Origin of the sequence: Variovorax sp. V118 (genome assembly GCF_041154445.1) — a bacterium.
GTDB lineage: Bacteria > Pseudomonadota > Gammaproteobacteria > Burkholderiales > Burkholderiaceae_C > Variovorax > Variovorax boronicumulans.
The window spans coordinates 5144797-5167485 of sequence record NZ_AP028663.1 but is presented as its reverse complement, the minus strand read 5'-3'; the positions used below and the strand labels follow the sequence as shown (position 1 = coordinate 5167485).

General features: G+C 67.3%; 19 protein-coding genes. 12 read left to right on the top strand and 7 right to left on the bottom strand.

The features are described from left to right. The 5 genes from ACAM52_RS24020 (at nt 1) to ACAM52_RS24000 (ending at nt 6511) form a co-directional block, all read left to right on the top strand. A complete protein-coding gene (locus tag ACAM52_RS24020; protein WP_369644745.1) occupies nt 1-1836 on the top strand; it encodes a sensor histidine kinase in 1836 nt (611 codons plus the stop codon). Between the two features lie 35 nt (nt 1837-1871). Further along, nucleotides 1872-3026 carry a rod shape-determining protein RodA gene (rodA, locus tag ACAM52_RS24015; RefSeq protein WP_062481224.1) on the top strand — a complete coding sequence of 385 codons (1155 nt, stop codon included), beginning with the start codon at nt 1872-1874 and terminating at the stop codon, nt 3024-3026. Nucleotides 3027-3074: 48 nt separating this feature from the next. Next, on the top strand, nt 3075-4535 hold the full coding sequence (tldD, locus tag ACAM52_RS24010; protein WP_070060116.1) for a metalloprotease TldD: 1461 nt from the start codon (nt 3075-3077) through the stop codon (nt 4533-4535). 82 nt (nt 4536-4617) lie between these two features. Then, nucleotides 4618-5157: a hypothetical protein gene (locus tag ACAM52_RS24005; RefSeq protein WP_062481228.1), complete on the top strand. Its 540-nt coding sequence runs from the start codon at nt 4618-4620 to the stop codon at nt 5155-5157. A gap of 235 nt (nt 5158-5392) precedes the next feature. Beyond that, the gene (locus ACAM52_RS24000; protein WP_101491181.1) at nt 5393-6511 is read left to right on the top strand and encodes a 3-deoxy-7-phosphoheptulonate synthase; all 1119 of its coding nucleotides are present in this window, start codon (nt 5393-5395) and stop codon (nt 6509-6511) included. Nucleotides 6512-6525: 14 nt separating this feature from the next. Here ACAM52_RS24000 and ACAM52_RS23995 read toward each other — a convergent pair whose 3' ends face one another. Both ACAM52_RS23995 and mpl read right to left on the bottom strand, forming a co-directional pair. Next, a complete protein-coding gene (locus ACAM52_RS23995; protein WP_369644744.1) occupies nt 6526-7035 on the bottom strand; it encodes a cupin domain-containing protein in 510 nt (169 codons plus the stop codon). Further along, a complete protein-coding gene (gene mpl / locus ACAM52_RS23990; protein WP_369644743.1) occupies nt 7032-8444 on the bottom strand; it encodes a UDP-N-acetylmuramate:L-alanyl-gamma-D-glutamyl-meso-diaminopimelate ligase in 1413 nt (470 codons plus the stop codon). The genes ACAM52_RS23995 and mpl overlap by 4 nt, the downstream gene beginning before the upstream one ends. A gap of 101 nt (nt 8445-8545) precedes the next feature. Between mpl and ACAM52_RS23985 the strand changes: the two genes are divergently transcribed. From ACAM52_RS23985 to ACAM52_RS23955, 7 genes are all read left to right on the top strand, one after another. Then, on the top strand, nt 8546-9142 hold the full coding sequence (locus tag ACAM52_RS23985) for a hypothetical protein (RefSeq protein ID WP_062481235.1): 597 nt from the start codon (nt 8546-8548) through the stop codon (nt 9140-9142). Beyond that, nucleotides 9142-9702 (top strand): TlpA disulfide reductase family protein, encoded by a 561-nt coding sequence (locus ACAM52_RS23980; protein ID WP_062481237.1) that lies wholly within the window; start codon nt 9142-9144, stop codon nt 9700-9702. The genes ACAM52_RS23985 and ACAM52_RS23980 overlap by 1 nt, the downstream gene beginning before the upstream one ends. 101 nt (nt 9703-9803) lie before the next feature. Further along, complete coding sequence (accB, locus tag ACAM52_RS23975; RefSeq protein ID WP_070060113.1) at nt 9804-10265, top strand: acetyl-CoA carboxylase biotin carboxyl carrier protein; 462 nt, start codon at nt 9804-9806, stop codon at nt 10263-10265. Between the two features lie 2 nt (nt 10266-10267). After that, the gene (gene accC, locus ACAM52_RS23970) at nt 10268-11617 is read left to right on the top strand and encodes an acetyl-CoA carboxylase biotin carboxylase subunit (protein ID WP_307695591.1); all 1350 of its coding nucleotides are present in this window, start codon (nt 10268-10270) and stop codon (nt 11615-11617) included. Between the two features lie 20 nt (nt 11618-11637). Then, nucleotides 11638-12528, top strand: coding sequence for a 50S ribosomal protein L11 methyltransferase (gene prmA / locus ACAM52_RS23965; RefSeq protein ID WP_369644742.1), 891 nt, complete (start codon nt 11638-11640; stop codon nt 12526-12528). A gap of 83 nt (nt 12529-12611) precedes the next feature. Continuing rightward, nucleotides 12612-14000 (top strand): zinc-ribbon and DUF3426 domain-containing protein, encoded by a 1389-nt coding sequence (locus tag ACAM52_RS23960; protein ID WP_369644741.1) that lies wholly within the window; start codon nt 12612-12614, stop codon nt 13998-14000. A gap of 58 nt (nt 14001-14058) precedes the next feature. Continuing rightward, nucleotides 14059-14961 (top strand): carbohydrate kinase family protein, encoded by a 903-nt coding sequence (locus tag ACAM52_RS23955; protein WP_369644740.1) that lies wholly within the window; start codon nt 14059-14061, stop codon nt 14959-14961. A 117-nt stretch (nt 14962-15078) separates the two neighbouring features. Here ACAM52_RS23955 and ACAM52_RS23950 read toward each other — a convergent pair whose 3' ends face one another. From ACAM52_RS23950 to ACAM52_RS23930, 5 genes are all read right to left on the bottom strand, one after another. After that, nucleotides 15079-15669: a histone H1-like DNA-binding protein gene (locus tag ACAM52_RS23950; protein ID WP_369644739.1), complete on the bottom strand. Its 591-nt coding sequence runs from the start codon at nt 15667-15669 to the stop codon at nt 15079-15081. Nucleotides 15670-15868: 199 nt separating this feature from the next. Beyond that, a complete protein-coding gene (locus tag ACAM52_RS23945) occupies nt 15869-17059 on the bottom strand; it encodes a ribonucleotide-diphosphate reductase subunit beta (protein ID WP_062480340.1) in 1191 nt (396 codons plus the stop codon). Between the two features lie 212 nt (nt 17060-17271). Next, nucleotides 17272-20184, bottom strand: coding sequence for a ribonucleoside-diphosphate reductase subunit alpha (locus ACAM52_RS23940; RefSeq protein ID WP_062480342.1), 2913 nt, complete (start codon nt 20182-20184; stop codon nt 17272-17274). Nucleotides 20185-20532: 348 nt separating this feature from the next. Then, nucleotides 20533-21150, bottom strand: coding sequence for a 1,6-anhydro-N-acetylmuramyl-L-alanine amidase AmpD (gene ampD, locus ACAM52_RS23935; RefSeq protein ID WP_307635873.1), 618 nt, complete (start codon nt 21148-21150; stop codon nt 20533-20535). Next, nucleotides 21137-22687: a sigma-54 dependent transcriptional regulator gene (locus ACAM52_RS23930; protein WP_307635872.1), complete on the bottom strand. Its 1551-nt coding sequence runs from the start codon at nt 22685-22687 to the stop codon at nt 21137-21139. The genes ampD and ACAM52_RS23930 overlap by 14 nt, the downstream gene beginning before the upstream one ends. Nucleotides 22688-22689 lie beyond the last annotated feature (2 nt).

The following is a 22689-nucleotide window of genomic DNA, read 5'->3' as shown; positions in this document are numbered from 1 at the left end:
ATGCTGCGGCGGCTGGCGTTCCTGTGCCTGCTCGGGCTGGCGGCGCTGTTGGCCGCGGGGGGCGCCGCCGCAGGGGAGGCGCAGGGGCCGATCGAGCTGCGTCACGCCAGGGTGACCACCACCATCGATGGCGTCGTGCAGACCGAAGCGGTCGACCTGTCCTACCACTGGGACCGCCGGCACCGCGGCCGCACCGGCTTTGCGAGCTTCGAGCTGCCGTTCCGGGTCGAGGCCCTGCCCGAGGTGCCCTGGGGCGTCTTCATTCCCCGCGCCGGCAGCGTCTTCGAGGTGCAGCTCAACGGCGCGCTGCTGCAGTCCTATGGTGACCTCGGCCAGGGCAACCGCGCCGACTACGCCAAGGCCCCCGTCTACGTGCCGGTGCCCGGGCGGCTGCTGAAAGAGGGCGAGAACCTGCTGCAGATCCGCATCCGCGCCGACAGCGAACGGCGCGCCGGCCTGTCGCGCGTCACCATCGGGCCGGCGACGCCGGTGCGCACCGCCCTGTTCGAAGGCGCCTACGCCTGGCGCTTCACGGGGTCGGTGCTGCTGACCGCGTTCAGCCTCATCGTCGGCAGCATCGCGCTGGCGCTGTGGTTCACCCAGGTCGACACCGGCGCGACCGGCCGCCGCCAGCGCGACGCCCTCTACTTCTGGGCCGCGGTCGCCGAGTTCTGCTGGGCGCTGCGCGTGGCCGACGCCATGATTCCCGAGCCGCCGCTGCCGTGGCAGCTGTGGGGCGTGCTGATGGCCGGTTGCTACGCGGGCTGGGCCGCGTCCGCCATGATGTTCTGCTACCACCTTGCGGACTGGGCGCAGAGCCCGCGCACGCGCTGGGTGCGCTGGCCGACGGCGGCCGTGGTGGTCGGCACCGTGGTGTTCACCTGGCTGGCGCTGAACCGCGAGGAGCCGCGCTGGCTCACGGCCTGGCTGGCGGTCGAGATCACGATCGTCGTCGGCTTCGTGATCGCCTTTGCCGTCGCCACGGTGCGCCGGCCCAGCGTCGAGCGGCTGCTGGTGGCCGGCGCCGCGCTGGTCACGGTGGCCTTCGGCACGCGCGACTGGCTGGTGATCCGCCTGAGCGACGCCTACGGCGAGACCACCTGGGTGCGCTATTCCTCGGTGATGTTCGGCGTGGCGCTGCTGCTGATCGTGCTGCGGCGCTTCCACTTCGCGAGCGTGCAGGCGCGCGGCTGGGTCAAGACGCTGGCCGACCGGGTGGCGCAGCGCGAGCGCGAACTGGCCTCCACCTACGCCGAGCTGGAGGAGGTGGCGCGCGACCAGGCGCGCACCCACGAGCGCGAGCGCATCCTGCGCGACATGCACGATGGCGTGGGCTCGCACATCAGCTCGGCGATCCGCCAGTTGCAGTCGGGCCAGACCAGCCCCGAGGAATTGCTGCGCACCCTGCGCGACTCGCTCGACCAGCTCAAGCTGTCGATCGACTCCATCCACCTGCCGCCCGGCGACATCGGCGCGCTGCTGGCGGCGCTGCGCTACCGGCTGGAGCCTCGGCTGGCCGCCGCGGACATCGCCTTCGAGTGGGGCGTGGACGAGCTGCCCCCGGTGACGCAGCTCGACGCCCACGCCACGCGGCAGCTGCAGTTCTTGCTGTTCGAGGCCATCTCGAACGTGCTGCAGCACGCCCATGCGAGCGCCCTGCGCATCGAGGCCGACGCGCGCGACGGGGCCGTGCGCCTGCGGGTGATCGACAACGGCGTGGGCTTCGACGCCGCCGAGGTGCCGGAGGCGCTGTCCAAGCGCGCCGCCGCCATCGGGGCCCGGCTGGCGATCGAAAGCCGACCGGGGCGCACGGTCGTTCAGCTCGTTTTCGACTGAAGGGGCGGGCGGGGCGGGGATAATCCGCCCCCATCATGTCTGCCGTGTTCAACCAGCCCTCCCTGGCGCGTCGCATTGCGCCCATCTTCCAGGGCTTCGACGGCTTCCTGGCCTTTGCCGTGATGCTGCTCGCCTTTGCCGGGCTGCTCACCATGTATTCCTCCGGCTACGACCATGGCACGCGCTTTCTCGACCATGGCCGCAACATGCTGCTGGCCGGCGGCATCATGTTCGTGGTGGCGCAGGTGCCGCCGCAGCGGCTCATGGCGTTCGCCGTGCCGCTCTATGCGGCGGGGGTGGCGCTGCTGATCGCGGTGGCGCTCTTCGGCATCACCAAGAAGGGCGCCCAGCGCTGGATCAACGTGGGCGTGGTGATCCAGCCCAGCGAAATCCTCAAGATCGCGATGCCGCTGATGCTGGCCTGGTGGTTCCAGCGCCGCGAAGGCCAGTTGCGCCCGCTCGACTTCGTGGTGGCGACGCTGCTGCTGGCGGTGCCGGTCGGGCTCATCATGAAGCAGCCCGACCTGGGCACCTCGCTGCTGGTGCTGGCGGCCGGGCTGGCGGTGATCTTCTTTGCCGGGCTGCCGTGGAAGCTGATCGTGCCGCCCGTGGTGCTCGGCGCGGTGGCCATCACGCTGATCGTGGGTTTCGAGTCGCAGCTGTGCGTCGACGGCGTCGACTGGCGCGTGCTGCACGACTACCAGAAGCAGCGCGTGTGCACGCTGCTCGACCCCAGCAAGGACCCGCTGGGCAAGGGCTTCCACATCATCCAGGGGATGATCGCCATCGGCTCGGGCGGCGTGGGCGGCAAGGGCTTCATGCAGGGCACGCAGACGCACCTCGAGTTCATTCCCGAGCGCACCACCGACTTCATCTTCGCGGCGTACTCCGAGGAGTTCGGCCTGATCGGCAACCTGGCGCTGATCGCGGCCTTCATCCTGCTGATCTTCCGCGGGCTGACCATCGCGCTGAACGCGCCCACGCTGTTCTCGCGCCTGCTGGCCGGGGCGGTGACCATGATCTTCTTCACCTACGCCTTCGTGAACATGGGCATGGTCAGCGGCATCCTGCCGGTGGTGGGCGTGCCGCTGCCGTTCATCAGCTACGGCGGCACCGCCATGGTCACGCTGGGGCTGGGGCTGGGCATCCTGATGTCGATCGCGCGGGCCCGCAAACTCGCCCAGAACTAGAGTCCCCCGGGGCGGCACGGACGGGGGCGGCTGCCTAGAATGGCAGTCATGATCTCCCGCGAACCCACCATCGAGCGCTTGGCTATAGCGCAACAGCTCCTGCTCACGCCGTTCGGCCTGGACGAATCGCACCTGAGCAAGGCCCTGGCCGAGATCACCGCGCACCGCGTGGACGATGCCGACCTGTACTTCCAGTACACCCGCAGCGAGGGCTGGAGCCTCGAGGAAGGCATCGTCAAGACCGGCAGCTTCAGCATCGACCAGGGCGTCGGCGTGCGCGCCGTGAGCGGCGAGAAAACCGCCTTTGCCTATTCGGACGATATCTCCGAGGCCTCGCTGCTCGACGCGGCGCGCACGGTCCGCTCCATTTCCTCCGCCGGTCGCACCGCGCGTGTGAAGACCGTGCCGCGCAAGATCGCCTCCAGCCGCTCGCTCTACGGCGGCATCGACCCCATCGCCACGCTCGACAGCACGGCCAAGGTGAAGCTGCTCGAAAAGGTCGAGCAGCTCGCCCGTTCGCGCGACCCGCGCGTGGCGCAGGTCATGGCCGGCCTGGCCAGCGAGTACGACGTGGTGATGGTGGCGCGCGCCGACGGCACGCTGGCGGCCGACGTGCGGCCGCTGGTGCGGCTGTCGGTCACCGTGATCGCCGAGCAGAACGGGCGCCGCGAGGTCGGCTCGGGCGGCGGCGGCGGGCGCTTTGGCCTAGCCTATTTCACTGATGCGCAGATCGCCGAGTACGTCGACCACGCCGTGAAGGCCGCGCTGACCAACCTCGACGCCCGTCCGGCCCCGGCCGGCGAGATGACCGTGGTGCTCGGCTCGGGCTGGCCCGGCATCCTGCTGCACGAAGCCATCGGCCACGGCCTGGAGGGCGACTTCAACCGCAAGGGCTCGAGTGCGTTCTCGGGCCGCATCGGGCAGCGCGTGGCGGCCAAGGGTGTCACGGTGCTCGACGACGGCACCATCGCCGACCGCCGCGGCTCGCTCAACGTGGACGACGAAGGCCACGCCAGCCAGCGCAACGTGCTGATCGAGGACGGCATCCTCAAGGGCTACATCCAGGACTCGATGAACGCCCGCCTCATGAAGGTCAAGCCCACGGGCAACGGTCGCCGCGAGAGCTACGCCCACGTGCCGATGCCGCGCATGACCAACACCTACATGCTCGGCGGCGACAAGGACCCGCAGGAAATCGTCGCCAGCATCAAGAAGGGCCTGTACGCCACCAACTTCGGCGGCGGGCAGGTCGACATCACGAGCGGCAAGTTCGTGTTCTCGGCCAGCGAGGCCTTCTGGGTCGAGAACGGCAAGATCCAGTACCCGGTGAAGGGCGCGACCATCGTGGGCAACGGCCCCGACGCGCTCACCCGCGTGACCATGATCGGCAACGACATGGCGCTCGATTCGGGTGTCGGCACCTGCGGCAAGGAAGGCCAGAGCGTGCCCGTGGGCGTCGGCCAGCCGACCCTTCGCATCGACGGCCTGACGGTAGGTGGAACGGCTTAGGACTTTCGGCACTTGCCGGTTGTTTCATTCGGTTGCTAAGCTGCGCTCCTTTTTTGCGAACGACGAATCAAGGAGCATTTCAATGGGGAACAGGATCAATTCGCCCGCCGTGCTGTGGGCCGCGACCGCCGTGGTCGCGCTGGCCACAGCCGGTTGCGCATCGCGCGGTGGTTCGGGCAGCCAGCCCGCCGCCGCACCGGCACCCGCCCCGGCCGCCGCCGCGCCTGCGGCGCCCAGCGGTTCGAAGGCCGGCATGGACGCACGCGGCAACGTGGTGGATTCGTCCAAGGTCGAGGCCGGCAGCGGCCGCACCGTCAAGGGCCTGAACGGTTTCGAAGGCGAGATCACCGGCAATCCGGCGCGCAACAGCAAGTTCACGCGCCTGCAGATCGGCATGAGCACCAAGCAGGTCACCGACCTCGCCGGCCAGCCCACCGACCAGGGCGCCTACATCACCGGCAAGGCCTGGATTCCGTTCTACTTCGGCAGCGATCGCCATCGCTTCGAGATGACCTACAAGGGCCAGGGCCGCCTGATCTTCGCGGGCGGCGGCATGGGCGATTTCAGCAGCGGCAACCTGATCTGGATCATTCACAACGCCAACGAATCCGGCTACAGGTAAAAACAACACCGACCCGGCCGCCTGGCCGGGTTTTTGTTTTCCGTGCTACATTCCGCCCACATGTCCGCCCTCCGCGCTTACTTTTTTGCCTACTTTTGGTTCCCGGTTTCCGGCGGACGAGAGGCGAGCGCGTAAAGCAAACGAACACCCTCCCAGAACCGCCGGTGGCTTCCAGCCCCCGGCGGTTTTTTTATGCCCTGACGATTTTTCATTCACACCAACAAGGAAGAGAACCATGAGCACGAACACCCCTCCCGCCGGCGACAGCTGGTATGCGAGCGTCGAAAAAACCAGCAAGACCGACGACGAACGCATCAAGGACATCAACGTGCTCCCCCCTCCCGAACATCTGATCCGCTTCTTCCCGATCCGCGGCACGCCGATCGAAACGCTGATCACCGGCACCCGCCGCGGCATCCACAACATCATGGCCGGCAAGGACGACCGGCTGCTGGTGATCATGGGCCCGTGTTCGATCCACGACCCGGCCGCGGCCCTCGAATACGCCCGCCGCCTCAAGGCCGAGCGCGACAAGTACGCCGGCACGCTGGAGATCGTGATGCGCGTGTACTTCGAGAAGCCGCGCACCACGGTCGGCTGGAAGGGGCTCATCAACGATCCGTACCTGGACGAGAGCTACCGCATCGACGAAGGCCTGCGCATTGCGCGCCAGTTGCTGATCGATATCAACCGCCTGGGCCTGCCGGCGGGCAGCGAGTTCCTCGACGTGATCTCGCCGCAGTACATCGGCGACCTGATCGCCTGGGGCGCCATCGGTGCGCGCACCACCGAAAGCCAGGTACACCGCGAACTGGCCTCGGGCCTGTCGGCGCCCATCGGCTTCAAGAACGGCACCGACGGCAACATCCGCATCGCCACCGACGCCATCCAGGCGGCGGCCCGCGGCCACCACTTCCTGTCGGTGCACAAGAACGGGCAGGTCGCGATCGTGCAGACCAACGGCAACCGCGACTGCCACGTGATCCTGCGCGGCGGCAAGACGCCGAACTACGACGCCGCCAGCGTCGAAGCCGCCTGCAAGGACCTCGAAGCCGCCAAGCTGCCGCCCACGCTCATGGTCGACTGCAGCCACGCCAACAGCTCCAAGCAGCACCAGAAGCAGATCGACGTGGCCAAGGACATCGCCGACCAGATCGCCGGCGGTTCGAAGCGCGTGTTCGGCGTGATGATCGAAAGCCACCTGCAGGCGGGCGCCCAGAAGTTCACGCCGGGCAAGGACCAGCTCTCGGGCCTGGAGTACGGCAAGAGCATCACCGATGCGTGCATCGGCTGGGACGATTCGGTGCAGGTGCTCGAGACGCTGTCTCAAGCCGTCAAGCAGCGCCGGGGCTGAAGCGCACTAGTTAGTTAGAGCATGCTGGCCAGGTCGGGCCAGTGGTGCCGCATCGACGCCGCCTCGTCGCTGCCCTGCGGCACCAGCGAGAAATCCGCGAAGTCGAAGCCCGGCCCGACCATGCAGGCGACCAGCGTGTAGTCGCCCGCCGCGTGGCCCTGGATCGGGCGCGCGGCCTGCCACTGGCCGGCGGGCACCACGTGCTGTGGCCGGGTGCCGTGCACATCGACCGGGCCCAGCTTCACGTGGGCCGGCGCGGTCCGCATCGCAGCGTCGCAGGTCCACAGCGCCAGCGGCACGCCTTCCAGGTGCACCCAGACTTCGTCGGACAGCACCCGGTGCCAGCGCGAATGCTGGTGGGCTTCGAGCAGGAAATAGATGCTGGTCAGCGCGCTGCGCGGCGCGCGGCCGTCGGCGGGCGCCACGCTCGCGGCCGACCGGAACACCTCGCTGTACCAGCCGCCCTCGGGGTGGGGCTGGAGCTTCAGGGTGTCGATCAGTTCACGCGCGCGCATGCCGTTCATGATCCGTGGGCGGCGCGCAGGGCGTCCAGCAGTTTCTCGTGCACGCCGCCGAAGCCGCCGTTGCTCATGCAGACGATGTGATCGCCGGGCCGCGCCGCGGCCACGACCTGCTGCACCAGCGGCTCGATGGCGCCGGCGACCTGGGCGCGTGCGCCCATCGGTGCCAGCGCGGCGGCCGCGTCCCAGTCGAGGCCGGCCGTGTGGCAGAACGACAGGTCGGCCGATTCCAGGCTCCACGGCAGCTGCGCGGCCATCACGCCCAGCTTCATCGTGTTGCTGCGCGGTTCGAAGGCCGCGAGGATGCGCTCACTTTGCTTGCCAGCGTCGTCGAGCTTCTTGCGCAGCCCGTCGAGCGTGGTGCGGATCGCGGTGGGGTGGTGGGCGAAATCGTCATAGACGGTGATCGCGCCGCCTTGGCCCTCGACCGTGCCGCGCAGCTCCATGCGGCGGCGCACGTTGCGAAAGCGCCCGAGCGCGCGGGCCGCATCGGCCGGCGGCACGCCCACGTGGTCGGCCGCCGCGATGGCGGCCAGCGCGTTCATCTGGTTGTGCAGGCCCGAGAGCGCCCACTCGACCCGGCCGACCACTTCGCCGCGGTGCAGCACATCGAAGGCGTCGTGCGTGCCGCGCGCCTGCCATTCCGTGGCCGGACCGCCGTCGCCGAAGCGGGCGAGTTCGCTCCAGCAGCCCTGGGCCAGCACGCGCTGCAGGCTCTCTTCGGTGGCGTTCACCACCAGGCGCCCGGTGCCGGGCACGGTGCGCACGAGGTGATGGAACTGGCGCTCGATGGCGGCCAGATCGTCGAAGATGTCGGCGTGATCGAACTCCAGGTTGTTCAGCACGGCGGTGCGCGGCCGGTAGTGAACGAACTTGCTGCGCTTGTCGAAGAAGGCGGTGTCGTACTCGTCGGCCTCGATCACGAAGGCCGGGCCGTCGCCGAGCCGGGCCGACACGCCGAAGTCCAGCGGCACGCCGCCGACCAGGAAGCCGGGCGCCTTGCCGCCCTGTTCGAGCACCCAGGCCAGCATCGAGGTGGTGGTCGTCTTGCCGTGCGTGCCGGCCACCGCCAGCACGTGGCGGCCCTGCAGCACGTGCTCGGCCAGCCACTGCGGGCCGCTGGTGTAGGGCTTGCCTGCGTCCAGGATGGCTTCCATCAGTGGGAACTTGGGGCTGCCGTCGGGCAGCCGGGCCCGCGAGACCACGTTGCCGACCACGAACATGTCGGGGGCGAGGGCCAGCTGGTCGGCGCCGAAGCCTTCGATCAGGTGAATGCCGAGCGCGCGCAGCTGGTCGCTCATCGGGGGGTACACGCCGGCGTCGCAGCCCGTGACCCGGTGGCCTGCTTCGCGTGCGAGGGCGGCTACACCGCCCATGAACGTGCCGCAGATACCCAGAATATGAATGTGCATCGGCCAATTCTAGGGAGGCGCTGCGGGTGCCCCGACGGCTTCGCCCCGGGCGTCGTACTGATGTTCATGTGAGGGACGTCCGCAGCGGGCAAAATGCCCCGATGGACACGTCCAAGCGTGAAATCGCCGCCGTTGCCGCCCGACTCGTCGTCGAGGAGGGGCTCGAGTACGGCCCGGCCAAGCGCCGGGCGCTGCGCGAACTCGGCCTCCCGACGCGCACCGCGCTGCCCAACAACGACGAGGTCGAGGCCGAGGTGCGCGACTACATCGCGGTCTTCTGCGCCGACACCCAGCCCCAGGAACTGCACGCGCTGCGCCTGCTCGCGCTCGAGTGGATGGAGCGCATGGCCGTGTTCCGGCCGCATGTGGGCGGCGCCGTCTGGCACGGCACGGCCACGCGTTTGTCAGACATTTATATTCAATTGTTCTGCGATGATTCCAAGTCGGCCGAAATCGCCCTGATCGATCACCACGTGGACTACGAGCCGCGCATGGTGACCGGCTTCCATGGCGAGCAGGTCGAAGCCCTCAGCGTCCACGCGCCGAGCCGGGCGCTGGGCGAGGAAATCGGGGTCCACCTGCTGGTGTACGACCTCGACGACCTGCGCGGCGCTCTCAAGCCTGACGCCCAGGGGCGCGCGCCGCGCGGCGACCTGAACGCGCTGCGCCGACGCATTGAACAAGAAAAGGACCAGTAATGACTTCAACGCCCACACGACGCGGCATGCTGTATGCCGGCGTGGCGGCAGTCGCTGCCGCGGCCGGCATTGCCGGCGCCTGGTGGCGGGAGCGCAATGACAGCGGCGTCGCGGCCACCGGCGGCGAAAAGCTCGATGCCGCCATGTTCTGGGACCAGCGCTTCGAGCGCCCCGAGGGCGGCGAGCTGGCCCTGTCGAGCCTGCGCGGCAAGCCCGTGCTGCTCAACTTCTGGGCCACGTGGTGCCCGCCCTGCGTCGAAGAAATGCCGATGATCGACGCCTTTTTCCGCGAACATGGCGCCAACGGCTGGCAAGTGGTGGGATTGGCCATCGACCAACCCAGCGCCGTGCGCAAGTTCCTGCAGCGCACGCCGGTCACCTACCCGACCGCGCTGGCCGGCTTGCAGGGCATGGAACTGGTGAAGAATCTGGGCAACACGGGGGGCGGCCTGCCGTTCACCTTGGTGCTCCATGCCGACGGTTCGGTGCTGGCTCGTAAAATGGGCAAGCTTGAAACGACCGACCTGGACGCTTGGCGACGCCAACTTGTTCACGGTTAGAATTTAAATACACAAGCTGGCGTTAGACGCCAAACGCCGAAAATCGACGGTTTTCGGTCAAGTTCTTTCCTAAAGACCGGCAAAGCTGGCACTGGAGTCCCATGGATCTGCGCAAACTCAAGACACTGATCGATCTGGTGTCCGAATCGAATATTTCCGAACTGGAAATCACCGAGACCGAAGGCAAGGTCCGCATCGTCAAGGGTGGCGGTGCCGCCCCCGTCCAGTACGTGCAGACCCTGGCCGCCGCGCCCGCCGTGGCAGCGCCCGCCGTGGCCGGTGCTGCCGCTCCGGCTGCCGCGGCCCCCGCCGTCGAAGCCGCACCGAGCGGCCATGCCGTGAAGTCGCCGATGGTCGGCACCTTCTACCGTTCGTCCAGCCCGGGCGCCGCGGCTTTCGTCGAAGTCGGCAGCAAGGTGAACGAGGGCGACACGCTCTGCATCATCGAGGCGATGAAGATCCTCAACGAAATCGAGGCCGACAAGGCCGGCACGGTCACGCAGATCCTCGGCGAAAACGGCCAGGCGGTCGAATACGGCCAGCCGCTGTTCATCATCGAGTAAGCATGTTCAAGAAGATTCTGGTTGCAAACCGGGGGGAGATCGCCCTTCGGATCCAGCGCGCTTGCAGCGAAATGGGCATCAAGGCCGTGATGGTCTATTCCGAAGCCGATCGCGAAGCCAAGTACGTCAAGCTGGCGCAGGAAGCCGTGTGCATCGGCCCGGCGCCTTCGGGCCTGAGCTACCTCAACATGCCGGCCATCATCTCGGCCGCCGAGGTGACCGACGCCGAAGCCATCCACCCCGGCTATGGTTTCCTGAGCGAGAACGCCAATTTCGCCGAACGCGTGGAGCAAAGCGGCTTCCAGTTCATCGGCCCGACGCCTGACAACATCCGCACGATGGGTGACAAGGTCTCGGCCAAGCAGGCCATGATCAAGGCTGGCGTGCCTTGCGTGCCCGGCTCGGAAGGCGAACTGTCCGACGACGCCGCCACCAACAAGCGCATCGCCCGTGCGATCGGTTACCCGGTCATCATCAAGGCGGCAGGCGGCGGCGGTGGCCGCGGCATGCGCGTGGTGCACACCGAAGCGGCACTGGTCAACGCGATCCAGATGACCAAGGCGGAAGCCGGCGCGGCCTTCAACAATCCGGCCGTGTACATGGAGAAGTTTCTCCAGAATCCGCGCCACATCGAAATCCAGATCCTCGCGGACAAGCACAAGAACGCCGTCTACCTGGGCGAGCGCGACTGCTCCATGCAGCGCCGCCACCAGAAGGTGATCGAGGAATCGCCGGCCCCCGGCATTCCGCGCAAGCTGATCGAGAAGATCGGCGAACGCTGCGCCACCGCCTGCAAGAAGATCGGCTACCGCGGCGCCGGCACCTTCGAGTTCCTGTACGAGAACGGCGAGTTCTACTTCATCGAGATGAACACGCGCGTGCAGGTGGAGCATCCGGTCACGGAGTTCACCACCGGCATCGACATCGTGAAGACGCAGATCATGGTCGCCGCCGGCGAGAAGCTGCCGTTCACGCAGCGCCAGATCGAGATGCGCGGCCACGCCATCGAGGTGCGCATCAACGCCGAAGACCCGTGGAAGTTCACGCCGTCGCCGGGTCGAATCACCATGTGGCACCCGCCGGGCGGCCCGGGCGTGCGCGTCGACTCGCACGTGTACACCAACTACTTCGTGCCCCCGAACTACGACTCGATGATCGGCAAGATCATCGTGTACGGCGACACCCGCGAACAGGCCATGGCGCGCATGCGCACGGCCCTGAACGAGACGGTGATCGAAGGCATCCAGACCAACATGCCGCTGCACCGCGAGTTGATGGTCGACGCCAAGTTCATGAGCGGCGGCACGAACATCCACTACCTGGAAGAGTGGCTCGCAGCGCACAAGCGCTGAGTCCACGCGCAACGCCCTGTATGTTTGAACTCCGCCTCATGGCGCCGGAAGACCGGGTCGAAATGCTCGGCGATGCGCTCGACGCACTCGATGCGCTGAGCGTGTCGGTCGAAGACGCCGATGCGCAGACCGATGCCGAGCAGGCCCTGTTCGGCGAGCCCGGCATGCCGCCGCCCAAGGAGGGCTGGCAGCGTTCGCGCGTGATCGCGCTGTTCCCCGACGAAGCGGCTGCCCACGAGGCGGCCTCGGTGCTCGCGCTGCAGGACTTCTTCGAAGGCTGCGCGGTGCTCGGTGTGGCGCCGGTGCCGGACCAGGACTGGGTGCGGCTCACGCAATCGCAGTTCGCGCCGGTCGAGATCACGCCCGAATTCTGGATCGTGCCCACCTGGCACGAGCCGCCGGCCCAAGCCAAGCAGGTGATCCGGCTCGATCCGGGCCTGGCCTTCGGCACGGGCACGCACCCGACCACGCGCATGTGTCTGCGCTGGATCGCGACGCAAGGCGAGGGCGCCTTTGCCGATCAGCGCGTGCTCGACTACGGCTGCGGCTCCGGCATCCTGGCCATCGGCGCGGCCAAGTTCGGTGCGCGCAACATCGACGCCGTCGACATCGACGAAGCCGCGGTCTCCTCGACCCGGCTCAACGCCGAGGCCAACGGCGTGCAGCTGAACGCAGGCCTGCCCGAAGCGGCGAAGGGCGAGTACCAGACGGTGCTCGCCAACATCCTCGCGACGCCGCTCAAGGTGCTGGCGCCGCTGCTGCGCAGCCACGTGGCCGTCGGCGGTTCGCTGGTGCTGGCCGGCATCCTCGAGCGCCAGGCTGACGAGCTCAAGGCAGCCTATGCGCCGTACGCCGCGCTCGAAGTCAGCGACACCGAGGACGGCTGGATCCTCATGACCGCGCGCTGCTGAAGCGCGCGGCCGGGCGCTCGCACCGCGGGCGCCCCGGGGCACCTGCCTGCACGGCGAGGGCCCAACCCTACAATCGCCCGGTCATGAGCCTCGTCACGCGTTGCCCCGCCTGCACCACCACCTTCAAGGTGGTGCGCGACCAGCTTCGCATCTCGGACGGCTGGGTGCGCTGTGGTCGATGCAGCCATGTGTTCGATGCCACGCTCGACCTGCAGGAGGCGCCCGACGGTGCGGTGTCCGCGCCTGCCGCGCCGGCACCCGCGCCCACGCCGTCACCTTCGCCGATGTCTTCGATGGCCGCACTGGTGGCGTCTTTCGAGGACGTGCGCATCGACCTGGCGGCCGCACGACCGGCGGTTGAGGAGGCAGACTTTCTCGACGACGAGTCCGAGCCGCAGGCGCCATCGCCAGCCCCTCAAGACGAAGCCGGATTGTCGACCACCGCCACCAACGTCGCGCCGGCTGCATCCCCGCTGCCCTTCGAACTGACGCTGCCCGCACACGGCCTCGCCGCGGACGAGCCCTGGTCCGACCTCGATGCCACCGAACCCGCATGGCGTCCGCCCGCGAGTTCGCTGCCGCCGTTTCCGAACATCGACCTGAACCTCGGCGCACCGCCGCCCGCATCGCCGCCGCCTGCGCCGCCCTTGCCCGACCTGCCGCGCAGCTCAGCGCTGCGCGGGCTGGTTGCAGCGACCGGCGAGAACGACGACGGCGCGGCCGCGGAGCGCGAGCAGGAAGAGAAAGACCACGACCAGCTCCTGATCCAGAAGGCGCTGCGCCGTGCGCGCGCCAAGTCGGCCAAGATCGCGAACGCCAAGGCGCGTGACGCGCAACACGAAGAGGCGTCCGCGCCGCTGCCGGGCCCCGGCATCCGTGCCGAAGGTGAGCCCGACTTCTCGCTCTCTGCGACCTTCGAGGCGCCTGAAGACCATCCCTTTGCCGAAGAAGACGAGCCGGCCGAAAAGGCCGCCGGCTTCTGGCAGCGCAAGGGCGTGCGCCGTCTGCTGGTGGTGCTGGCCGTGCTTGCGGCGTTGGTCCTTATCGTGCAGGTCGTTCGCCATGAGCGCGACGGCATCGTGGCGCGCCAGCCGAGCTTGCGGCCCGCCCTGTCGGCGCTGTGCCAGTACACCGGTTGCGAGCTCGCGGCGCTGCGCCAGATCGGCGACATCGTGATCGAGGGCGCGGCCTTCGCGCGCGAGAAGAGCGGCGGCAACGACTACCGTCTGAGCTTCACCTTGCGCAATGCCGCGACCGTGCCGCTTGCCATGCCGGCGATCGAACTGTCGCTGCTCGACACGCAGGAGCAGGCCGTCGTGCGGCGCGTGCTGACGCCCAATGACTACGGCGCGCCGGGCGTGCTGGCGGCGCGTGCCGACCGTGCGGCCTCGCTGCCGCTGACCCTGTCGGCCAGCGAGGCGGCGGCACTGCCACCGATCGCGGGCTACCGCGTCGAAGCTTTCTATCCCTGAGCGGAGCGCCGACACGCGCGCCGTTCGTTCCCTTTCTCATCCAACCTACGGTCCACCCATGGCAGCAGTGATTTGCGGTTCCCTCGCGTTCGACACCATCATGACTTTCGAAGGCCGGTTCGCCGACCAGATCCTGCCGGACCAGCTGCACATCCTGAATGTGTCGTTCCTGGTGCCGGGCCTGCGCCGTGACTTCGGCGGCTGCGCCGGCAACATCGCCTACAGCCTCAACGCCCTGGGCGGCACGGCGCTGCCGATGGCCACGCTGGGCAGCGATGGTGCGGATTACGCCGAGCGCATGCGCACGCTGGGCATCAGCACGGAGTTCGTGCGTCAGCTCGACGACACCTTCACCGCGCAGGCGATGATCATGAACGACACGGACAACAACCAGATCACGGCGTTCCATCCCGGCGCGATGCAGCAGGCGCACATCACGAAGGTGGTGGCGCGCGAGGACATCAAGCTCGGCATCATCGCGCCCGACGGCCGCGAGGCGATGCTGCAGCACGCCGAGCAGTTCGCCGCCGGCGGCATTCCCTTCGTGTTCGATCCGGGCCAGGGCCTGCCGATGTTTGACGGCGATGCGCTGCGCCACTTCATCGAGCTCGCGAGCTGGGTCGTGGTCAACGACTACGAAGGCAAGATGCTGTCGCAGCGCACCGGCTGGAGCCTGGCCGAGATCTCGCAGCGCGTGCGCGGCCTCGTGGTCACGCTGGCGGCCGAGGGCTGCGAAGTGTGGACCGGCGGCGAGCGCGAGCACGTGCCCGGCGTGACGCCCACGGCCGTGGTCGAGCCCACGGGCTGCGGCGACGCGTGGCGCGGCGGCCTGCTGTACGGCCTGGAAAAGGAATGGCCGCTGGCGCGCTGCGCAGCGCTCGGCAACCGCATCGGTGCGCTCAAGATCGCGCAGCGCGGACCGCAGAACTACCAGATCGATCGCGCGACGCTCGACCTGTGATTCGCTGACGACCTGCCCGCATCGCTTCGGCGATTCGGCGGCGGCGGGCGTCCATGAAAAAAGCCCGGCACCTTGCGGTGCCGGGCTTCGTGCCTTTCAAGGCCGCTGAGAATTCACTCAGGGCTTGCTGGCCGTCGGAAACGGCCAGGCTGCCTGGGGATTCAGCGTCGTTTGCGCCGCAGGGGCAGGCGCTACGGCAGCCTTCGCAGGCGCGGCGGCCTTCTTGGCAGCAGGCTTCTTGGCAGCAGCGGCAGGCTTGGCAGCGGGCTTTTTCGCGGCTTTCTTGGCCGCGGCCTTCTTGGCAGGGGCCTTCTTGGCGGCAGCCTTCTTCGCAGGGGCCTTCTTGGCAGCAGCCTTCTTGGCAGGCGCCTTCTTCGCTACGGCCTTCTTGGCAGGCGCCTTCTTGGCGGCGGCCTTCTTTGCCGGAGCCTTCTTGGCAGCGGCCTTCTTCGCCGGTGCAGCCTTCTTCGCTACGACCTTCTTGGCTGCAACCTTCTTGGCTGCAACCTTCTTGGCCGCGACCTTCTTTGCCGGAGCCTTCTTTGCCGGAGCCTTCTTCGCTACGACCTTCTTGGCGACAGCCTTCTTAGCCGGAGCCTTCTTTGCAGCGACCTTCTTTGCCGGAGCCTTCTTCGCGGCGACAGCCTTCTTAGCCGGAGCCTTCTTTGCAGCGGCCTTCTTGGCCGGCGCTTTCTTTGCAGTTGCCATTTCTATTTCTCCTTGATCAAGTTGAAAAAATCAACCTATTGAAGCACTCCACGCGCGTTGGGAGCGTGAAGCGATTCATGGCGTTGGAATCTGAGCCCCAGCACCATGAACACCTGAGCCCTCGTCCATGCCGCGCTCTTTGGCGCAGTCGGTGGCAAGGGCAATTCTTGAATTCATGAATTGTTGTGTATCGAAAAATTCAATCCCAGGAGAGCGCACCACCCGACTGGTACTCGATCACGCGGGTTTCGAAAAAGTTGCGCTCTTTCTTCAGGTCAATCATTTCGCTCATCCAGGGGAACGGGTTTTCCTCGTTCGGGAAGAGCGTTTCGAGGCCGATCTGCTGCGCGCGCCGGTTGGCGATGTAGCGCAGGTAGCCCTTGAACATGGAGGCGTTCATGCCGAGCACGCCACGCGGCATGGTGTCTTCGGCGTATTTGTATTCGAGCTCGACGGCCTTCATGAAGAGGTCCTTGATCTCGGCCTTGAACTCTGCGGTCCACAGGCCGGGATTCTCGAGCTTGAGCTGGTTGATCAGGTCGATGCCGAAATTGCAGTGCATCGACTCGTCGCGCAGGATGTACTGGTACTGCTCGGCAGCGCCGGTCATCTTGTTCTGGCGGCCCAGCGCGAGGATCTGCGTGAAGCCGACGTAGAAGAAGAGACCTTCCATCAGGCAGGCGAACACGATGAGCGACTTGAGCAGCGTCTGGTCGGTCTCGTGCGTGCCGGTCTTGAAGTTCGGGTCGCTGATGGCGTCGATGAACGGGATCAGGAACTGGTCCTTCTCGCGGATCGACGGCACTTCGTTGTAGGCGTTGAAGATCTCGCTCTCGTCCAGGCCGAGCGACTCGACGATGTACTGGTACGCGTGCGTGTGGATCGCTTCCTCGAAGGCCTGGCGCAGCAGGAACTGGCGGCACTCGGGGGCCGTGATGTGGCGGTAGGTGCCCAGCACGATGTTGTTGGCGGCCAGCGAATCGGCGGTCACGAAGAAGCCGAGGTTGCGCTTGACGATGCGGCGCTCGTCTTCGGTCAGGCCGTTCGGGTCTTTCCACAACGCGATGTCGCGCGTCATGTTCACTTCCTGCGGCATCCAGTGGTTGGCGCAGGTGGCGAGGTACTTTTCCCAAGCCCACTTGTACTTGAACGGCACCAGCTGGTTGACGTCGGTCTGGCCGTTGATGATCCGCTTGTCGGAAGCCTTGACGCGCTGGCCTGCAGCGGCGGCCACCGGTGCGGTGGCAGTGGCGGGTTGTGCAAGCGACGAAGTCGGAGCGGCGACCGCGCGGCCAGCGGAAAGACCGCCGGTCGATGCGTGGTGCTGCTGCAATCCTTGTTGCATATCCTTTGGTAAGGAGGGCTTGACTTCTTCGTCCCAGGTCAACATAGAAAAATCCAATGCGCAATTATCGGAGCAACGATGTGAGTTGCAAAGTGCTCGTTCACATCGTGCGCCATTTATGGGGTTGTTATGTTGCTCGCATGCATCGCGCGACGTCAGTCAATGCCTTGATTGATTGAACGTCGCGCGCTTTTCACTTGTGCGAGCACCTCGCTGATCGATCGAAGCGTCTTGTGTGTTGACGCTTCACTTGCACATCACTGGCAGGCTTCGCAGGTCGGATCGTCGACACCGCAGAACGCGATGTCGGTGGCGGGCATCGCGCTCATCTGTGCCTTCGCTGCAGCAGCGGCGGCTTCGAGTGCGCTCATGCCCGAGGGTGCGTCGTTGCCCGACGACACCGCGTTGAGACGGCCCGATTGCACCGTCGACTTTTCAGCGTGCGTCGCGCTCTGCGTGCGCAGGTAGTAGGTGGTCTTCAGGCCGCGCAGCCAGGCGAGCTTGTAGGTGTCGTCGAGCTTCTTGCCCGAGGCGCCGGCCATGTAGATGTTCAGCGACTGCGCCTGGTCGATCCACTTCTGGCGACGCGCGGCGGCTTCCACCAGCCACGTCGTCTCGACTTCGAATGCGGTGGCGTACAGCGCCTTCACGTCCTGCGGCACGCGGTCGATGGGACGCAGCGAGCCGTCGAAGTGCTTCAGGTCCATGACCATCACGTCGTCCCACAGGCCCAGGCGCTTCAGGTCGCGCACCAGGTAGTGGTTGATCACGGTGAACTCGCCCGACAGGTTCGACTTGACCGACAGGTTGCCGAAGCAGGGTTCGATCGAGGCGTCCACGCCGATGATGTTCGAGATGGTCGCCGTGGGGGCGATGGCCACGCAGTTCGAATTGCGCATGCCGTCGGCCTTGATCTTGGCGCGCAGCGAATCCCAGTCGAGGGTGGCCGAGCGGTCCACTTCGACGTAGCCGCCGCGGGCCTTCTCGAGCAGGTCGAGCGAGTCGATCGGCAGGATGCCCTTGTCCCACAGCGAGCCCTTGTAGCTGGAGTACTTGCCGCGTTCCTTGGCCAGCTCGGTCGAGGCCCAGTAGGCGTGGTAGCAGATGGCTTCCATCGACTCGTCGGCGAACTGCACGGCTTCCTGCGAGGCGTAGGGAATGCGCAGTTCGTACAGCGCGTCCTGGAAGCCCATCAGGCCCAGGCCGACCGGACGGTGGCGCAGGTTCGAGTCGCGCGCCTTCTTCACGGCGTAGTAGTTGATGTCGATCACGTTGTCGAGCATGCGCATCGCGGTCGAGATGGTGCGCTTGAGCTTTTCCTGGTCGACCTTGCCGTCCTTCAGGTGCTGCAGCAGGTTCACGGAACCCAGGTTGCACACGGCGGTTTCGGTGTCGCTGGTGTTCAGCGTGATCTCGGTGCACAGGTTCGACGAGTGCACGACGCCGGCGTGCTGCTGCGGCGAGCGCACGTTGCAGGCATCCTTGAACGTGATCCAGGGGTGGCCGGTCTCGAACAGCATCGTGAGCATCTTGCGCCACAGGTCCGAGGCCTGGAGGGTGCGCGCGGGCTTGATCTCGCCGCGGGCGGCCTTCTCTTCGTAGGCGACGTAGGCCTTCTCGAAGTCGGCGCCGAACAGGTCGTGCAGGTCAGGCACGTTGGAGGGCGAGAACAGCGTCCAGGTGCCCTTTTCCATCACGCGGCGCATGAACAGGTCGGGGATCCAGTTGGCGGTGTTCATGTCGTGCGTGCGGCGGCGGTCGTCGCCGGTGTTCTTGCGCAGCTCCAGGAACTCCTCGATGTCGAGGTGCCAGGTTTCCAGGTACGTGCAGACGGCGCCCTTGCGCTTGCCGCCCTGGTTCACGGCCACGGCCGTGTCGTTCACCACCTTCAGGAACGGCACCACGCCTTGCGATTCGCCATTGGTGCCCTTGATGTGGCTGCCCAGTGCGCGCACGCGGGTCCAGTCGTTGCCCAGGCCGCCGGCGAACTTCGACAGCAGCGCGTTTTCCTTGATCGACTCGTAGATGCCGTCCAGGTCGTCGGGCACGGTGGTCAGGTAGCAGCTCGAGAGCTGCGAACGCAGCGTGCCGGCGTTGAACAGGGTGGGCGTGCTCGACATGAAGTCGAACGACGACAGCACTTCGTAGAACTCGATGGCGCGGGCTTCGCGGTCGATTTCGTTCAGCGACAGGCCCATGGCCACGCGCATGAAGAACGCCTGCGGCAGCTCGATGCGGGTCTTGCGCACGTGCAGGAAGTAGCGGTCGTACAGGGTCTGCAGGCCCAGGTAGTCGAACTGGTTGTCGCGCTCGGCCTTCAGGGCGGCGCCCAGGCGGGGCAGGTCGTACTGCAGCAGCTTCTCGTCGAGCAGCTCGTTCTCGACGCCCTTCTTGATGAACTGCGGGAAGTAGTCGGCGTAGGCGGTGGCGCGCTCGACCGGCATCACTTCGCGGCCGATGATTTCCTTGAAGATCGTGTGCAGCAGCAGGCGCGCGGTGGCGAAGGTGTAGTCGGGGTCCTTCTCGATCAGCGTGCGGGCGGCCAGGATGGAGGCCTTGTAGACCTCGTCCAGCGGCACGCCGTCGTACAGGTTGCGCATCGTCTCGGCGACGATGGGGGCGGCGGTGATGCTGTCACCCAGGCCCTGGCAGGCCGATTCGATCAGGCCCTTGAGCTCGTTCAGGTCCAGCGCCACGCGCTCGCCGTTGTCGAGCACGTGCAGTGCCGGTGCGGCGGGCACGTCCTGCTCGCCCTGCTTGGAGCGCTCCTGGGTGCGGCGTTCGCGGTACAGCACGTAGGCGCGCGCGATTTCATGGTGGCCGCCGCGCATCAGGCCGAGCTCGACCTGGTCCTGCACGTCTTCGATGTGGAAGGTGCCGCCGCCCGGACGCGAGCGCACCATGGCGCGGATCACGCCTTGCGTCAGCGTGTCGACGGTCTCGCGCACGCTGGCGGAAGCCGCGCCCTGGGTGCCGTGCACCGCCAGGAAGGCCTTCATCATCGCGATGGCGATCTTGTTCGGTTCGAAGGGAACGACGGCGCCGTTGCGGCGGATGATCTGGTAGTGCGCGAGGTTCTGACCGGTGGGCGAGCCCGCAGTGTCTTGTTGCTGCTGCGGCGTCGCGGGGACGGCGCGGGGGGTCGACGGGGTGTTCAGTGCAGTTTGCATTCGCTTCCTCTCGGTTGTGCAATTCTTGTTGGTTGGCAAGCCTCGCGGGCCTTGCGTCGGCGTTGTTGCCGAACGGGAAGACACTATATCTAGGGTGTCTGTGCCCTACAAGCCACTACAGGTAGTGTTTTCCTATGGACGCAACCCTGACAGGAATTGCGCCGTACCCAGCGCATCGCCAGCGATGCCGCGTGAATACTGGCCCATGGTGGCGCAACCCGCATGGGGCGCGGCTTGCAAGGCGATTTGGGCCTGCAGCCCGCATGGTTGCTACGTCGCGTGCCTGCGCTTGCGAGATTGCTGCGCTGCGAGAGCGGCGCATCGCGGGCCACGGAGCGATTGAAAAAATTAGCGCGCGACCACCTGCTCGGGAAACATCTGTGGATTCCAGCCGAGCTGTTCGCGCAGCAGGCGCCAGTCGAAACCGGCGCCGGGGTCCTGCTTGCGACCGGGCGCGATGTGCTCGTGGCCGGCGATGTGGGCGATGGCGTAGTGCTGCGCGAGCGCGGCGCAGAGGCTGGCCAGCGTCTCGTACTGCGCCTCCTCGAAGCGTTCGCCCTCGAGGCCTTCGAGCTCGATGCCGACGGAGTCGTCGTTGCAGTTGGTGCGCCCGCGCCACGACGACACGCCGGCATGCCAGGCGCGGTCCTCGCAGCTCACGAACTGCCAGAGATCGCCGTTGCGCCGCACATAGAAATGCGAGGACACCTCGAGCCCGCGGATCGACTGGAAGTACGGGTGCGCGTCCCAGTCGAGCCGGTTGGTGAAGAGCTGCTGTACGGCGTCGCCGCCGTATTCGCCCGGTGGCAGGCTGATGGAGTGCAGCACGATCAGGTCGGTCTGCGCGCCGACGGGGCGCGGTCCGAAGTTGGGCGAGGGCAGGGCCTTGGCGAAGCGGTACCAGCCGGCCCGCCAGAGTCCGTCGTCGCTGGCCGGTGTCGTGGCGAGGTCGTCAGTCGTCGGCATGCGCGGTGGTGCCGTCGTCGCCGTTGGGCGTGGAGATGCCCAGGCGCGCGATGCGGTAGCGGATCTGGCGCAGGCTCATGCCCAGCCGCGCGGCGGCGGCCGTGCGGTTGAAGCCGCTTTCGTGCAGCGCGCGCACGAGGATCTCGCGCTCCTGCTGGTCGAGCCAGGCTTGCAAGTCGGAGGGCAGCGGCGGCGGCGCGGGCTTGGGCTCGACGGCGGGTGCGGGGACGGGAGCCACCGCAACGGCGGCTGGCGCTTCAGCGGATTCGCCGCGCGGCGCGGCCGGCATCGGCGTCATCGCACCCATCAGGTCGATGTGCAGCTCGTCGCCGTCGTTCAGCGCCACGGCGCGGTGCAGCAGGTTCTCGAGCTCGCGCACGTTGCCGTCGAGCGGGTGCTGGGCCAGGCGCTGCAACAGCGCGTCGGACAGGCGCGGCACGGGCAGGCCGCCGTCCTGCGCGATGCGCGCGAGCAGCGCGGTGCACAGCGCGGGCAGGTCTTCGCGGCGCTCGCGCAGCGCGGGCACGGCGATCTCGATCACGTTGAGGCGGTAAAACAGGTCCTGCCGGAAGCGGCCGGCCAGCACCTCGGCGTGCAGGTCTTTATGGGTGGCGCTCACGATGCGCACGTCGACCGCGTCTTCCTGCGTCGAGCCGATGGCGCGCACGCTGCGTTCCTGGATGGCGCGCAGCAGCTTCGACTGCATGGCCAGCGGCAGGTCGCCGATCTCGTCGAGGAACAGCGTGCCGTCGCGCGCGGCCTGGAAGTAGCCGTCGCGGTCTTGCGAGGAGCCGGTGTACGAGCCCTTCTTGGCGCCGAAGAACTCGGCCTCGAGCAGGTTCTCGGGGATCGCGCCGCAGTTCACCGCGACGAAGGGGCCTTCGCTGCGCTGGCTGCAGCCGTGCACGGCGCGCGCGACCAGTTCCTTGCCGGTGCCCGATTCGCCGCGCACCAGCACCGGCGCCATGCCGCGCGCCACCTTGGCGATGCGCGACTTCACGAGGCGCATCGGGTCGGAGTCGCCGACCAGCCGGTCGAGCGCGGTGGCGCCGCTGCGCGTCACGGCCAGTGCGTCGGGGCGTTCGCCGCCCTGGCCGGCGGCCTGCGGCGGCGCCTTCTGCGGCACGACCACCGCGGCGCGGTTGGCCTGCACGGCCGACGCCACCACGGCGCGGAACTGCTTCAGGTCGACCGGCTTCGTGAGGTAGTCGAAGGCGCCGGCCTTCAGCGCCTCGACCGCGTTCTCGGCCGAGCCGTAGGCGGTCATGACCACGCAGCGCTCGCTGCGCTGGTCTTTCTGGATGCGGTGGATGATCTCCATGCCTTCGCCGTCGGGCAGCCGCATGTCGGTGATCACGGCGTCGAAGCGGCCGGCCTCCAGGTGCTGCCAGGCTTCGGACACGCTGCCCGCGGCTTCCACCCGGTAGCCTTCGCGCAGCAGCGTGAGTTCGTAGAGCGTGCGCAGGTCGGGTTCGTCGTCGATGACGAGGATCTGCGCGGGGCGCGGGGCGGCGGCGGAAGGCGGGAGGGAGCTCACGG

Bases quoted from the DNA above. Each gene is read 5' to 3' on its own strand.
- ACAM52_RS23940 (WP_062480342.1), bottom strand. From the start codon at position 20,184: ATGCAAACTGCACTGAACACCCCGTCGACCCCCCGCGCCGTCCCCGCG.
- ACAM52_RS23995 (WP_369644744.1), bottom strand. From the start codon at position 7,035: ATGAACGGCATGCGCGCGCGTGAACTGATCGACACCCTGAAGCTCCAG.
- ACAM52_RS23980 (WP_062481237.1), top strand. From the start codon at position 9,142: ATGACTTCAACGCCCACACGACGCGGCATGCTGTATGCCGGCGTGGCG.
- ACAM52_RS23945 (WP_062480340.1), bottom strand. From the start codon at position 17,059: ATGTTGACCTGGGACGAAGAAGTCAAGCCCTCCTTACCAAAGGATATG.
- ACAM52_RS23955 (WP_369644740.1), top strand. From the start codon at position 14,059: ATGGCAGCAGTGATTTGCGGTTCCCTCGCGTTCGACACCATCATGACT.
- ACAM52_RS23960 (WP_369644741.1), top strand. From the start codon at position 12,612: ATGAGCCTCGTCACGCGTTGCCCCGCCTGCACCACCACCTTCAAGGTG.
- prmA (WP_369644742.1), top strand. From the start codon at position 11,638: ATGTTTGAACTCCGCCTCATGGCGCCGGAAGACCGGGTCGAAATGCTC.
- ACAM52_RS24020 (WP_369644745.1), top strand. From the start codon at position 1: ATGCTGCGGCGGCTGGCGTTCCTGTGCCTGCTCGGGCTGGCGGCGCTG.
- ACAM52_RS23985 (WP_062481235.1), top strand. From the start codon at position 8,546: ATGGACACGTCCAAGCGTGAAATCGCCGCCGTTGCCGCCCGACTCGTC.
- ACAM52_RS24005 (WP_062481228.1), top strand. From the start codon at position 4,618: ATGGGGAACAGGATCAATTCGCCCGCCGTGCTGTGGGCCGCGACCGCC.
- accC (WP_307695591.1), top strand. From the start codon at position 10,268: ATGTTCAAGAAGATTCTGGTTGCAAACCGGGGGGAGATCGCCCTTCGG.
- ampD (WP_307635873.1), bottom strand. From the start codon at position 21,150: ATGCCGACGACTGACGACCTCGCCACGACACCGGCCAGCGACGACGGA.
- mpl (WP_369644743.1), bottom strand. From the start codon at position 8,444: ATGCACATTCATATTCTGGGTATCTGCGGCACGTTCATGGGCGGTGTA.
- tldD (WP_070060116.1), top strand. From the start codon at position 3,075: ATGATCTCCCGCGAACCCACCATCGAGCGCTTGGCTATAGCGCAACAG.
- ACAM52_RS24000 (WP_101491181.1), top strand. From the start codon at position 5,393: ATGAGCACGAACACCCCTCCCGCCGGCGACAGCTGGTATGCGAGCGTC.
- accB (WP_070060113.1), top strand. From the start codon at position 9,804: ATGGATCTGCGCAAACTCAAGACACTGATCGATCTGGTGTCCGAATCG.
- ACAM52_RS23950 (WP_369644739.1), bottom strand. From the start codon at position 15,669: ATGGCAACTGCAAAGAAAGCGCCGGCCAAGAAGGCCGCTGCAAAGAAG.
- rodA (WP_062481224.1), top strand. From the start codon at position 1,872: ATGTCTGCCGTGTTCAACCAGCCCTCCCTGGCGCGTCGCATTGCGCCC.